This window comes from Terrilactibacillus tamarindi, assembly GCF_009718825.1.
GTDB lineage: Bacteria > Bacillota > Bacilli > Bacillales > Sporolactobacillaceae > Terrilactibacillus > Terrilactibacillus tamarindi.
This window is the reverse complement of sequence record NZ_WNHB01000009.1, coordinates 61,015-75,384: the sequence shown is the minus strand read 5'-3', so window position 1 is coordinate 75,384 and position 14,370 is coordinate 61,015. Positions and strand designations below refer to the sequence as shown.

11 protein-coding genes and 1 pseudogene are annotated in these 14,370 nt (G+C 36.0%); 9 read left to right on the top strand and 3 right to left on the bottom strand.

What is annotated here, in order from left to right:
* Positions 1-2: 2 nt before the first annotated feature.
* Positions 3-1,169: an NAD(P)/FAD-dependent oxidoreductase gene (locus GMB86_RS07305; protein WP_155218225.1), complete on the bottom strand. Its 1,167-nt coding sequence runs from the start codon at positions 1,167-1,169 to the stop codon at positions 3-5.
* 415 nt (positions 1,170-1,584) lie between these two features.
* Between GMB86_RS07305 and GMB86_RS07300 the strand changes: the two genes are divergently transcribed.
* Complete coding sequence (locus GMB86_RS07300; protein ID WP_155218223.1) at positions 1,585-2,829, top strand: CdaR family transcriptional regulator; 1,245 nt, start codon at positions 1,585-1,587, stop codon at positions 2,827-2,829.
* A 293-nt stretch (positions 2,830-3,122) separates the two neighbouring features.
* On the opposite strand, the gene GMB86_RS07295 is transcribed toward GMB86_RS07300, so the two are convergent.
* Positions 3,123-4,508, bottom strand: a complete 1,386-nt coding sequence (locus tag GMB86_RS07295) for an amino acid permease (RefSeq protein WP_155218220.1) — start codon at positions 4,506-4,508, stop codon at positions 3,123-3,125.
* Between the two features lie 336 nt (positions 4,509-4,844).
* Here GMB86_RS07295 and GMB86_RS07290 point away from each other — a divergent pair, with 336 nt between their 5' ends.
* The 8 genes and pseudogenes from GMB86_RS07290 to GMB86_RS07255 all read left to right on the top strand — a co-directional run bounded on the left by GMB86_RS07290 (position 4,845) and on the right by GMB86_RS07255 (position 13,858).
* Positions 4,845-5,825, top strand: coding sequence for an ornithine cyclodeaminase family protein (locus GMB86_RS07290; RefSeq protein ID WP_155218218.1), 981 nt, complete (start codon positions 4,845-4,847; stop codon positions 5,823-5,825).
* Positions 5,826-6,237: 412 nt separating this feature from the next.
* Positions 6,238-7,719, top strand: a complete 1,482-nt coding sequence (locus GMB86_RS07285; protein ID WP_329602802.1) for an aldehyde dehydrogenase family protein — start codon at positions 6,238-6,240, stop codon at positions 7,717-7,719.
* A 165-nt stretch (positions 7,720-7,884) separates the two neighbouring features.
* The gene (locus GMB86_RS07280) at positions 7,885-9,936 is read left to right on the top strand and encodes a (Fe-S)-binding protein (RefSeq protein ID WP_155218216.1); all 2,052 of its coding nucleotides are present in this window, start codon (positions 7,885-7,887) and stop codon (positions 9,934-9,936) included.
* A gap of 192 nt (positions 9,937-10,128) precedes the next feature.
* A pseudogene (solA, locus tag GMB86_RS07275) lies at positions 10,129-11,310 on the top strand (N-methyl-L-tryptophan oxidase).
* A 99-nt stretch (positions 11,311-11,409) separates the two neighbouring features.
* Entirely contained in the window at positions 11,410-11,766 is a 357-nt protein-coding gene (locus GMB86_RS07270) for a putative zinc-binding protein (protein ID WP_155218214.1), read from the top strand.
* Between the two features lie 217 nt (positions 11,767-11,983).
* Positions 11,984-12,349 carry a DoxX family protein gene (locus GMB86_RS07265; protein WP_155218212.1) on the top strand — a complete coding sequence of 122 codons (366 nt, stop codon included), beginning with the start codon at positions 11,984-11,986 and terminating at the stop codon, positions 12,347-12,349.
* A gap of 214 nt (positions 12,350-12,563) precedes the next feature.
* Entirely contained in the window at positions 12,564-13,388 is an 825-nt protein-coding gene (locus GMB86_RS07260; protein WP_155218209.1) for a DUF3100 domain-containing protein, read from the top strand.
* A gap of 38 nt (positions 13,389-13,426) precedes the next feature.
* Complete coding sequence (locus GMB86_RS07255; protein ID WP_230459037.1) at positions 13,427-13,858, top strand: hypothetical protein; 432 nt, start codon at positions 13,427-13,429, stop codon at positions 13,856-13,858.
* Between the two features lie 122 nt (positions 13,859-13,980).
* Here GMB86_RS07255 and GMB86_RS07250 read toward each other — a convergent pair whose 3' ends face one another.
* Positions 13,981-14,364: an SET domain-containing protein gene (locus GMB86_RS07250; RefSeq protein ID WP_155218207.1), complete on the bottom strand. Its 384-nt coding sequence runs from the start codon at positions 14,362-14,364 to the stop codon at positions 13,981-13,983.
* Positions 14,365-14,370: the final 6 nt, after the last annotated feature.

Below are 14,370 nucleotides of genomic sequence, written 5' to 3'. Positions count from 1 at the left end.
GCTTAATATATTGCATCCTCAACAACGAGAGCTTTTTGAGCAAATCTATCGATTCTTAATGGCGTTAGATCAATAGATTCGTATTTTCCTTTTCGTATGAGTTCAGATAGGCATTTGCCAACTGCTGGTGCTTGCTGCATTCCATGCCCGCTGAATCCAAAAGCTACGTAATAGCCTTTCATCTCTGGATGCTCACCGATAATAGCATTGTAATCTATTGTATTGTAATCATATAAACCAGCCCAAGCACGTTCAATTTTTGCTTGTTCAAAATTTGGAATACGATTGGCGATAATTGGCCAAATTTCTTCATTGAAAGTAGAACGTCGACATTTAAAGCTCATACTTTCAGGAGTTTGTTCATTAAATCCGGCAATGAAAGATTCGCCTTCGTGGCGGAAGTAAACACCAGTAGGGTCCATGGTTAAAGGTAAATATTTTTTGAGTGGTTTCTCAACATTAAATTGAAAAATTTGTCTAGGTACAGGGATGACAGGAAGAGGAAGTCCAGCATCTTTACTAAGATAAGTTGCCCAAGCGCCTGCGCAGTTTACCACAATAGGGGCGTGATATTCTTCTCCAGTAGTCAGGCGGATACCTTTAATCCTATTTTGATCAATTACGAAAGCTTCAACTTCTTCATAAACATATTCAGCTCCTAAGAATTTTGCACTTCGGATATAGCCTTGCATCACAGAATAAGGATCTAAGTAACCACTTTCTGAGCAAAAAAGTCCTCCTGCTAAATCTTCTACATTTAATTCTGGAATAAGATCGATTAATTCATGTGTATTTAGTAGTTGTGATGAAACCCCGTATTGATGTTGCAATTCCATGTGTTTTTCAAATTGTTTCATCTGCTGATCTGTTGCAAGAAATAAATAACCTCTTTGTTTAAAATCAATTTCAGCGGTTTCTCCTTGAACAACCATATTCTTATTAAAATTCTTATATATTTGGAGACTATAGCGACTTAATTGGATATTAATGGGTGTAGTAAATAGCTGCCGAAAACCACCGGCACTCCGTGGCGTTGAAGAATATTCATAGACTTTGTCTTTTTCAAAAACAACAATTTTTCCTGTAAATCCATCATTAAGTAGATTATAGGCTAGACTAGAACCAATCACACCGCCGCCAACAATAAGAATGTCTGCTTGAATACTCATTTTCTACCCGACCTTCCATCGTATATTAGTTGTTTGCAAAACTTAAATCAAAGGAGATTCTTTTATCCCTCACTGATTGAAAGCATGAATATCATTAAGTTATCCCTCACCGAGGCTTTTTGAATCTCTTAATCAGGTGGGGGGCTTGCTACCCAATAAACGGGATAAATAAAATATACTGAATTTTATATCAATAATTAATATGAAATTCTTACAAAAAAGGCATGACTTTAAAGCAATAATTTTTGTGATTTTATACAAAAAATTCTACGAAAATAGAATTATCAAAAAAACGGGTCACATTTTCTGACATTAATTGTGTCTTTTTTGTGACATCGTGGTTAACTATTATATAAAGCAACCATACCGTACTCTAAAGTCATTTAATTTTGATTAAAAAAAGAGGAGGATTAGCATGCTTTTAAAAGATATTGCTCAAAATATTGTTGAAAGTACGAGTGAGATTATAGGTCATCCGATCACATTAATTGATGACGAAGGTTTTATCATAGGTTCAACCGATAGAAAACGTATTGGTAGTTTTCATGATAAAACCTTTCACTTTATGGAAAGCAGCGACATGATTTTTTGTGAAGAGGAAGAAAGCTCCAGACTTGATAATGTATTGCCAGGAGTTGTAACGCCAATATTCTTTAATAATCATAAAATAGGAGTTCTAGGTATCACTGGGGAACCAAATAAAGTGAAAAAATATACCTTGTTGGTAAAAAGTCATGTAGAAATGCTCTGTCATGAGTTATTTAAACAAGAGGTAATGACATTAGAATCGAAAATGTTAGATACATTGGTTCAATATCTACTACATTTTGATAATGAATCAGATATTAAACAAATCCATCTCTATGCTCAAATGTTAGGATATGACTTAAATACACCACGTGTGTGTTTAATCATTGACATAAACATGCAGCATTCTAAAATTCTTCAAAAGGAAAAAGCTTCATGTATCATTCCACCTCTTCAACTTCTGCAGCAAGATATTCAACTCTATTTACAACAATGTTTTATGGATAGTGACCAAGATATTATTTGTTTACTTAATCCAGAGCAATTTATTCTTTTAAAGTCATCCAATCTTGACGAAGATGAAGCGTCCTTCATTGAGAAAATTAAATTCAGACTCAAAAAATTCAATAAATACTTAGAAAGTAAACATGGGTTGAGTGCAGAAGTTTCAGTTGGCAGTCTTTACAATCAAATAAAGCACACACATATTTCATATAAGAATGCATTGAAAGCTCTCTCAGCGGGTAAGAAGAATTCTTCCAAGTTAAAACTTTATCATTATCTGGACTGGAAAATTGCCATAAATATTTTAAGTGAGGAAATTTCCCCTTATATGAAGGAAATCTTGAAGAAGAAGATATATCAACTATTAAATCATCATAATTATGACGATTTATCGATGACCTTTTTGGCATACTGCCGTTGCAACATGAATTTAAGTCAGACAGCAAGAACGTTATTTATTCATCGGAATTCGTTAGTGTATCGATTGGAAAAAATAAGTGAACTAACATCATTAGATCTTTCTGACTTTGAACAGTGTGTCCTTCTCTATATGGCTATTAAGAATGCAGAACATGGTCATCTATCAAATCACTATCCCAGTGAAACAGAGTTTGTGAACTCTTTATGAAGAAAGAATTAAACAACTATAAGTTAAAATTCAGGTTAGTTTTCTGCAAATGTAAGATTTGTTTTTATAAAACAATCAAAAATGCCACTAACTCATCATTTTGTTAGTGGCATTTTTGTTATTAATATAGCGTTCAATGAGTTTATCCCACATTAACGGCGAATCTTGATCCCACCTCAAGGTAATGTGTGTAAAGGAGCATTCCTAGGTGGGAGATAATTGCCCGCATGAGCCCAATTGGTTCAGGCTTATAATCAGTGGGGGATGAAAAAAATCCCCACCGATTGAACTTTTTACTTTATTGAAACATCTTTTTCAACAAGGTTTGTTGTTACAGAGTTTCTTTTAAATATAAAGTACGAACCAACTATAATGATGGCGACAAGGGAGGTTAGTAACACTTGAGAGCGGGTAGATTCAACAAATCCCATATACACAAGAATGCCTATTAAACTTGCAATCGTTAAATACGTCAAATAAGGGAATAACCACATTTTAACTACTAAATTATCTTTATTTTCACGTTCTAATCTTCTTCTCATGAAAAGATGAGAAAATGCAATGACGAGGTAAACGAGTAACATGACAGCTCCAGAGGAATTCATTAGAAAAACAAATAGTTTATCTGGTGAAACAAAACCTAGGACTGCACATACGAGTGAGAAAATAGTGCTTCCTATTACGGCATAAACAGGAGTTCCTTTTTTATTTACTTCTGAAAGAAATTTTGGTGCGCTTCCTAATTTAGATAAAGAATAGAGCATACGGGACGCGGTATAGAGACCGGAGTTTTGGCATGAGAGAACCGCTGTCAAAATGACAAAACTCATGATAGTTGCTGCACCGGGTATACCTACTTTGTCCAAAATAATGACAAAGGGACTTTGCAAGATGCTTGAAGAAGACCAAGGAAGAACCGTTATAATGATCGCAATTGAACCTAGGTAAAATAATAATATTCGCCAAACAACGCTGTTAATAGCAAACATCACAGACTTCTTGGGATTAGGAGATTCTGCAGCAGCAATGGTAACTATTTCTGAACCAGGAAAAGAAAAGAGGATCGTTGTAATTGCTAATAAAATAGGTCCAAGTCCATTTGGGATGAATCCGCCATGTCCAAAGAGGTTTGCCGTACCTGGACTTTTGAAAGTTGGAACGAGGCCTAAAATAATTCCAATGCCGATAACTAGAAATAACGAAATTGCAACGACCTTAATAATGGATAACCAATATTCAAATTCACCATACATACGAACAGAAAAGATGTTAGTGATGGTAAGTAAAAATATAAAAGCAAAGCTAAGGACGCCGATTGGAAGTGCAGAAAACCATTGATGGACAATGCTTGCCCCCATCATTGCTTCAACAGGAATAATACTTGCCCAAAAAAACCAATACAACCAACCGATGGTAAAGCCAGCCCAGGGACCAATTTCTTCTTCTGCATAGGTAGAGAAAGAGCCGCTTGTTGGATTGACGGTCGCCATTTCACCCAGCATTCTCATAATGAACACAACAAGAGTTCCCACTAAAAGGTAAGTAATAATCGTTCCAGGTCCACCGGAATGAATGGCTGCACCACAACCAAGAAATAGTCCGCCGCCAATTACTCCACCGATGGATATCATTGTTAAGTGACGTTGTTTTAAATCTCTTTTTAAAGTTTTATTAACCAATAAGAATCCCTCTCAATTCTGAATATTTAAATTATAAGTAAATGGCCATTAGAAGTTATGTTCAAAAATGGACAAAAAATAATCTATATATTTTTTATTTTTAGTTAATTTACCAATATAAATGTGTTAGTTATCGAAGTAATATATAATGTACGAATTTTCTTCCCGCCTTAACGGGCAGTAAGACCCCCCTCAAAATTCTGAGTATTCAAAGAAGATAGGTGGGGGATCAACTGCCCGTAAAGGTCCGATTGGTTCAGCTAACCATTAGTGGGGGATGAAGAAAACCCCCACTGATGGAAGGTTCACCTTATTTTTAAAAGGAGGCTGTTATTATTGATTTTCCTATCTGAACAGGATATTTTATCAGCAGTTACGATACAGGAAATGATGGATACCATGGAACTTGCCTATCTTGCGTATGAAAATCAAGCATATCTAATGCCTATACGCACGCAAGTATCGAATCAAGAATCAGATTCTTTATTGTTTATGCCTTGCTTTTCTAAGGATGCATTTGGTTCCAAAATAGTCACTGTTTTTCCTAATAATTCTATTAAAAAGATGCCAACAACCCAAGGATTGATGATTCTAAATGATAGCCAAACCGGCGAAGTGCTTTCAATCATGAATGGAACGAGTTTGACAGCCCTCCGAACAGGGGCTCTAGGCGGTGTTGCCATTCGATATTTAGGACATCCCAAGGCAAAAAGCATTGGATTAATAGGTACAGGTATGCAAGGAAAATATCAATTAATGGCAGCACTAGCCGCTCGCGACATTTCTGATATCTACCTATATAATAGAACACAAGAAAAATTGTTCGATTTTATAGAGGATCTCAAGCAACACATAAAAAAAGAGATTCATATTCATCCAGTGGAAAATCAATCAGAATTAATTAGTCAGTCGGATATCATTATCACGGCAACAACCTCTTCAACACCTGTTCTGCCGGATGATAAAGATCTATTGAGACATAAACTTTTTATAGGTATTGGATCTTATCAACCATCCATGCAGGAATTTCCGAAAGCTATATACAATTTAATTGATCATCTCTATATCGATACGAAAGACGCAATCAAGGAAAGTGGTGATATTATTAATCCAATTTCTGATGGATTAATCGAAAGAGATCAAATCATACCATTTTCAAAACGTGTAGCAGGAAAGCAGATTGTAACAGATGAAGAGGCAGAACATCAAACTTTTGCATTTAAATCTGTTGGCATGGCTTTATTTGATGTATTTGCTGCAGAGAAGATTTATAAGAATGCGATTGGTCAAAAACTCGGTCAGATCGTTCTAATTTAGGACATTATTACCTTCAAGCCAAAGCTCATTAATTCCAACTTAACAATTTGAATTGATTACGTTTTTATTTGGTAATTTACCTACTAAACAGGCAGCATACCCTACCTCATGGATTAAAGGGATAGAAGAAGTATGCGGTGGAACCCGTCCATAAAAAGCCTGATTGGTTCAGGCTTACAATCAATGGGGAATGAAAAAAACCTCCCCTGATTGAAGTTCGCTTTATTTCGTGGAAACTATACGGTATTTGGTGAGAATGTGAGATGTTTTTTGTGCAATATTTCCATAGTTCAATATATTGAAAAAATATATAGTTGACTTATTAATTAATTGAAACTACTTAAAAATAGTTTCAATGTTTTTCAAAAATGTTCAGTTATGACTACATACTAAAGCATAGGGGGAAAGCAACGTGAAACAGTGTCTGAATTTTATAAACGGAGAATGGTGCAGTTCAAAGTCAAATAACTTTATTGACGTGGTGAACCCTGCAAATGGAGAAGTATTGGGAGAGGTTATCCAATCAACGAAGGAAGATGTGGATGAAGCTGTGAAAGCTGCAAAGGAAGCGCAAAAATCTTGGCGCTTAGTACCAGCTGCAGAACGTGCGGAGGTTTTATATAAAGTGGGCTACTTACTCAAAGAAAGAAAAGAATCCTTGGCTCAAATTTTAACGAAAGAAATGGGAAAAGTAATTGATGAAGCGAGAGGTGAAGTTCAAGAGGCTATTGATATGGCTTTTTATATGGCAGGTGAAGGACGCCGGTTATTTGGGGATACCGTGCCTTCTGAGTTGCAAAATAAATTTGCAATGAGTATTCGAGTTCCTATTGGAGTAGCTGGCTTAATTACACCATGGAACTTTCCAATTGCTATTATTTCATGGAAATCACTTCCCGCCCTTGTCACAGGAAACGCTGTTGTTTGGAAACCGGCACCTGAAACGCCGATGATCGCTGAAGAATTTATGAAAATATACGAAGAAGCCGGTCTTCCAAAAGGTCTTATGAATTTGGTAAATGGTTCCGGACCTGAAGTTGGAAATGCCATCGTTGAACATCCTGATATCGATCTTATTTCATTCACCGGATCTAATAATGTTGGAAAAATAATTAATGAGCGAGCGGGTTCACTTTTAAAACGAACATCCCTTGAAATGGGAGGGAAAAATGCCATCATTGTATTAGATGATGCCGATATTGATCTTGCTGTTGATAGCATTCTTTGGAGTGCATTTGGAACGACTGGACAAAGATGTACAGCTTGTAGTCGTGTCATTGTTCATGAGAATGTGAAGGAACAACTGGAAAACCAACTTATCGAAAGAACACAACAATTGAAAATTGGTGATGGGTTGGATCCATCTGTTGATGTTGGTCCTGTTATTCACGGAAAATCACTTGAAAGAATTCATGAATACGTCAAGCTTGGAATTGAGGAAGGAGCAAAACTTTTAACAGGTGGTGAAATATTAAAAGATAAGGAACTCGGAAAAGGATATTATTACGCTCCTACCTTATTTACGGATGTTTCAACGAACATGCGTATTGCAAAAGAAGAAATCTTTGGTCCGGTTGTATCTATCATTCCGGTAAAAAGTTTTGAGGAAGCGATAAAAGTGAATAATGATGTCGAATATGGACTTTCAAGTTCTATTTTCACTGGTGATGTCAATCGCGTTTTTACTGCTATGCGTGATTTAGATACGGGGATTGTCTATATTAATGCTGGCACAACGGGTGCTGAAATACACTTGCCATTTGGCGGTACGAAAGGAACAGGGAATGGTCATCGAGACTCAGGAGTTGCCTCTTTGGATGTATTCACAGATTGGAAGGCTGTTTACGTAGACTATAGTGGACAATTGCAAAGAGCACAAATTGATAATAACTAAAATTGATGAACGGTTATCTGAAGTGATTTAATGCGAATGTTGGTTGTTTAACTTCAGATAGCCTATTTTTACACTGATAACAACTGATTTGTTTGAGGAAAAATCTAGTTTTAGATTTAGACTTTTAGAATTTGCTATAAATGAAGAAATTAAAGGAGGGAAAAAATGTTTGCACTAATAAACTTTGTCTTGTTCCTTCTTATAACAAGTTATGCAGTCTACCTATTTGCATCCTTGGTTTATAGTCGAGTGACTTATATTAAACTTGGAGTAAAATCTAATCTACAAAAAGACGTCAAAGTAAGAATAAATGAAGTCTTAACCAATGTTTTTGGACAACGCAAATTATTAAAAGATAAAAAAAGCGGTATAATGCATGTTGTCATGTTCTATGGTTTCATTATATTACAATTTGGGGCTCTTGAAATTATTATTAAAGGTTTTGTGAAAGGTTTTGAGTGGCCGATAGGCTTAGCCCATCACTATTTTTCGTTAGTACAAGAAATAACCACGTTCTTAGTGATGATAGCTGTCTTTTATGCGTATTATCGTCGCTATATTGAGAAGTTAAATAGATTGAAAAGAGGGCTTAAACCAGGTCTAGTTATTATTTTCTTATCTGCTCTTGTGATATCCATTTTTATGACTTTATCGTTTGAACACGTTTGGGTTGGCGAATCTGACGGTCTGTTTTCTCCTATTTCTACATTTATCGCTCATTTACTTGGAGGATTGAATCACCAGCAAGGTGAAATTGGTTTTTACGTTTTTTGGTGGATTCACTTGATCACGTTATTGTCATTTTTAGTTTATATTCCTCAATCTAAGCATGCACATCTCTTATTCGCACCTGTTAATGTTCTTATGCGGGATACCAAGCCTCTTGGAAAACTTCATTCTCTTGATTTTGAGGATGAAACCATTGAAGAGTACGGAGTTGGATCAATAGAAGGATTTAGGCAGAATCAATTAATAGATTTGTATGCTTGTGTAGAATGCGGAAGATGTACAGATATGTGTCCAGCTTCGTTAACTGGAAAGACATTATCACCGATGAATTTAATTATTAAGATGCGAGATCACCTTACAGAAAAAGACGCGGAAATAACAAAACAATCTCCTTTTGAGCCAAGTTTTTTATTCGATGAAAATCCTACGTTAACATCTTTAAATCGTCATACAATTGATGTTGCAGCAACAAAGGAAAAACCTAAATTAATCGGAGATATTATCACAGAAGAAGAATTATGGTCATGTACGACTTGTCGAAGCTGTGAAGACCAATGTCCAGTTGCAAATGAACATGTTGATAAGATTATAGATATGCGTAGATATCTCGTTTTAACGGAAGGAAAAGTTCCTCAAGATACGAATCGTTATTTTCAAAATCTTGAGCGTCAGAGTAACCCCTGGGGTATCAATAGGAATCAAAGGATGAATTGGCGAGACGAATTGATCGATATCTCAGTACCTACTGTAAAAGAAGTTGAATCCTTTGACTACTTATTTTTTGTTGGATCGATGGGATCTTTTGATAAGCGAAGCCAGAAAATCGCTCAATCATTTGTGAGAATTATGCATAAAGCAGGTATCAAGTTTGCGATTCTAGGCAATGAAGAGAGAAGCTCAGGTGAAACAGCCCGTCGAATGGGAAATGAATTTCTTTTTCAACAATTATGTATGGAGAATATTAAGAGTTTTAAAAAGTATCATGTAAAAAAAATCGTAACGATTTGCCCGCATACGTATAATACGTTTAAAAACGAATATCCTGAATTTGGATTAGAAGCAGAAGTTTATCATCACACTGAATTGATATGGTCTCTCATTGAGGATGGGCGTCTTGTTCTTAGAAACGAAGTTAATGAAAAAATAGCTTACCATGATTCTTGTTATATCGGCAGGTACAACCAAATTTACGATATTCCAAGACAAATTTTAGAATGTATACCAGGTATTGAGTTAATGGAAATGTCACGGAATAGAGAAAATGCCATGTGCTGCGGTGCAGGCGGCGGTATGATGTGGTTAGAAGAAAAACAAGGGAAACGTATTAATGTTGAGCGAACAGAACAAGCTCTTATCCTTAATCCAACGGTCATTGGAAGTAATTGCCCATATTGTTTATCAATGATGAATGATGGTGTAAAAATGAAGGATGCAGATAATGAAGTTAAAACGTTGGATATAACAGAAATTGTTGAAAGAGCTTTATAAAGAAATAAAATCGTGAAACTTCAATCATTGGGGGGTCTTCAACCCCCACTGATTGTGAGCCTGAACCAATGGGACTCATGCGGGCAGTTCTCTCTTACCTAGGAATATGACAACTAGTAAACTTTCATCTAGAAATCTTTATTTAATTTTTTAACAGAATATTCACTCATATAGTAAAGGGGAGGAATAAAGATGGGGAGAAATTATGATGTTATTGTCATTGGACTTGGAGGTATGGGGAGTACAACGGCGTATCAACTGGCAAAGAGAGGACAACGAGTGCTTGGAATTGAACAATTTTCACCAGCTCACGACCAAGGTTCCAGCCATGGAGAGTCAAGAATCTATCGACAAGCCTATTTTGAAGATCCTGCCTATGTTCCTCTACTTCTTCGAGCCTATGAATTATGGGAAGAAATTAAACATGAAAGTGGACAAGAGTTATTAACAGTTACAGGTGGACTAATGATGGGACCTCCTGACAGTGAGACCGTACAGGGCAGCTTGAAGAGCGCAAAACAATGGAACTTACCTTTTGATATGCTTGATGCATCGGAAATACATAAGCGATTTCCAGTGTTTACACCTTCTCGCAATCAGGTGGCTTTATATTAGAAACATGCTGGTTTTATACGCCCAGAATTGAGTGTATATACTCATCTTGTCGAAGCAGAAAAAAATGGCGCTGAATTAAGGTTTAATGAAAAAGTTTTGCACTGGGAAGCACGATCTGCTGGTGAAGGGGTTACCGTTATAACAGAAAACGGGAGATTTGAAGCCGGAAAATTGATTATTACAGCTGGTCCTTGGTCCTCACAGCTTTTAAAAAATGTAGGATTAGAAAATAATCTTGAAGTTGAACGGCAGATTATGATGTTTTTTGAACCCATTGGTGGAATAGAACCTTTTCGAGTGGGTAATTTCCCCATTTATGTATGGGATTCAGACGATTATACACAATTATATGGTTTTCCATCGTCTGGATTACGGGGAGAGGGGGCAAAAGTAGCTTTTTTCCGAAAAGGAGGCATTCGATGTACGCCAGAAACGATTGATCGGAACGTCTATGAAGAAGAAGTTAATAGGCTTCGGCATTACCTGGATTAAGGATTACCCGCTTTAAATGGCCGATTGCTACAAGCCAAAACATGTATGTATACAAATACACCTGATCAACATTTTGTAATTTCTCAACATCCTAATTTTAAACAAGTGAATATAGCTGCAGGATTCTCAGGGCATGGTTTTAAATTCGCAAGTGTTATAGGTGAGATTTTAGCAGACCTGACGATTAATGGAACGACTAATCAACCCATTGAGTTATTCCGACCACAACGTTTTGTCGAAGTGCCTGGCACTTTCAAAAAAAAGTGACTTTCCTCACAGACTTTTTTAAGTCAATTACTTACTATTAAACTACTTCATTTAAATAGAAAATAGAAACAAAAATAGAGGTGTGAGGAGAGTACAACAATGAAAAATAAAGATTTACCTCTTGTCTATTCATGTTCTGGATGTTCATCAGCTGCACAAACAGCTAATACAATAGCAATAAAAATGGATCGAGAAAATGTGGCTGAAATGTCATGTATTGCAGGCGTCGGCGGAGATGTTAAACCGCTTGTTAGAACGGCTAAATCTGGACGAGATATCATTGCGATTGATGGTTGTCCATTAGCCTGCTGCAAGCACTCATTAGCTAGGCATGACGTTGAACCAAAGCATCATTATATACTTTCTAATTTTGACGTACCGAAGAAGAAAGGTGAGGATCCTGATCCTGACCTTACGATGAAGGCATACAATCAAATTATGGACCTTATGAAATAATTTGTAGGTCCATATACTCCATCTTTGATCAATCATCAATAAATGACGTTTTCCTGACAAAGGAAAGCGTCTATTTATGTTACATGAAAATATAAAGTTGCATCTATTAAAGGGTTATTAAGATGTTTAATGCTACTAATTCCATATAAATGAACTTGATCTAATCATATGATAGACTAAGTAGAGTAAAATTACTAAATTAAGGTGGAGTCTTTATATGACATATTTATCGATTTTCCTTCAAATTATTTTAGGTATTATGTTTACATTTTTAGGGTTTTCGGCCTTAGCAGGGGCGAAGAAAGCGCTTGAGAACTTTGATCATCTTAAATTGCCGAATTGGTTTAGATATCTAACGGGACTCGTTCAACTTATTGGAGCATTAAGTATGATTGTAGGTATCTGGATTCCTGTATTGGCTGCCTTTGGTGGTCTTTGGTTATTAATCACCATGATTGTAGCAGCTGCCCTTCATTTTAGAGTGAAACAACCTCTTTCTTCAACTGTTCCTGCTATTGTTGTTGGAATTCTTTCGCTCATTGTTTTTTTAATAATTGTCGAGGTGCCTGGCACCGCACATTAAAAAGGGTTGATTACAAGAGTTTTTTTCGTTATGATAGAATCTACACCTTTTCTATTAGTAATAATTTTACTAAATAGGAAGGTGTTTTTTATTTTAAGAGATTGGAAAGGGGTGACGTGAAAAAGAATGAAAAGAAAGGAGGGCACATTAAGTAAACCATTTGTCAATGGAATCTATTTTAAATAATGGAAATTAAAATAAAAGGAGTGATAATATGGATGCAAAGCCATCGATGTTCAGTTGGAAGGTTCATCTGTTTGTATTGGTCTTGGTTTGTGTTACAGAACTTATCGGTGTACATGAACTCGGCTTAGGTATTGGTACGATTACATTATTTCCTATGTTATACGCATTAATAATAGGATCAATCATGAGCATTCCTAAACTTAAAATTTTAAAAAAGAAAGAAATGCAAATTTCAGCTAATATATTAGGTATTTCGTTTATGCTTTTTATTGCTAAATTAGGGACAATGATGGGACCACAACTGATGGAACTATTTAAATCAGGTATACCCCTACTCCTGCAAGAGGCTGGACATATTTTAGGAACCATTATTTTAGGTCTTCCAATTGCCTTGTTGATCGGAATGAAAAGAGAAGCTATTGGAGCTACTTTTTCAATTGATCGAGAGCCCAATCTCGCTATTATTTCTGAAAAATATAGTTCGGATTCAGCTGAAGGTAGAGGAGCTTTAGGAGTTTATGTGTGTGGTACACTTTTTGGAGCACTTTATTTGTCACTCCTTACGAGTATCATCGCTAAACTTGATATTTTTCATCCACTTTCTTTGGCGATGGGAGCGGGTGTTGGATCAGGGAGTATGATGGCGGCTGTCACAGGAACGCTTGTTACCATTTATCCTGATCAGGCAGATACTATAGCAGTATTCTCAGGTGGCGCTAACCTGATTACGACCTTACTTGGAACGTATATTTGTGTCTTCATATCTTTACCACTTACAGAGTTTTTATATAATAAGTTGAACCCAATCCTTGGTAGAAAGCACAAAAACGAGATTAAAAACATTAAAACATAGAGGTGATGGTCTTGGAAAATAACTTAAAGATGAAGGATATGATCTTAACATATATCATTATTGGAATTATTGCACTATTAGGTAATTGGGCAGGGTATCATGTCTCACCCATTAAAGCATTGCCTGGCATGTTAATCATTGTTCTTATAACCATTGTAGGTTGGGGAATAAAGAAGATATTGCCCATTAACTTACCTGCGGTTATCTATATTTCTTTAATCGCTTTATTGATCACAACAAAAATCTTTCCTGGAAGTGAATGGATAATTAAAGAAACAGGAAACGTCAACTTTTTAGCATTAGCCACACCAATACTAGCCTATGCCGGTTTATCATTTGGCAAAGACTTACATGAATTTAAAAAGTTGGGATGGAGAATTGTCGTTATATCTTTCGTAGTTTATACAGGCACCTTCGTTATTTCAACGATCATGGCAGAACTCAGTTTTAGATTTACAGGTAAGTTTTGATAGTGAACGACTATAACTTACGGTAATATAACAAATCCACCTTATTCATCGATATGAACAAGGTGGATTTGATTTATCCCGCCTTAACGGCAAGTAAAACCCCCACTGATGGAAGTTTCACTTTATTCCTCTTCCTCTTCAAACCATAACGGATCTTTATTATCGACTTCGCCGTTATAGTTGATAAAAATCTCTTCGCCTGCTTTAATATCCTTGTAAGCATAGAAGTCAAACGTGTGATTATCAAAATTGATCTTATAATTTGCATTCGGCTCATAGGAATGGTTGAAAAGCATACCATAACCAAGAAGAATGGCCGTATGGTTGATGCCATACTGAAAAGCGTAATCCCCGATTAATGTTTTTTCGATATGTTCATGCTCTTCATTAGGGTAAGCAATGACGGGTGCTTCATGTATCAGCGTTCCTTTTTTTATATCGCAAGTAGCGAAGACTCCTCTATTAAATTCTCCGTTACTAATGGGAGAACTTTTCACTTCGATCATAGTACA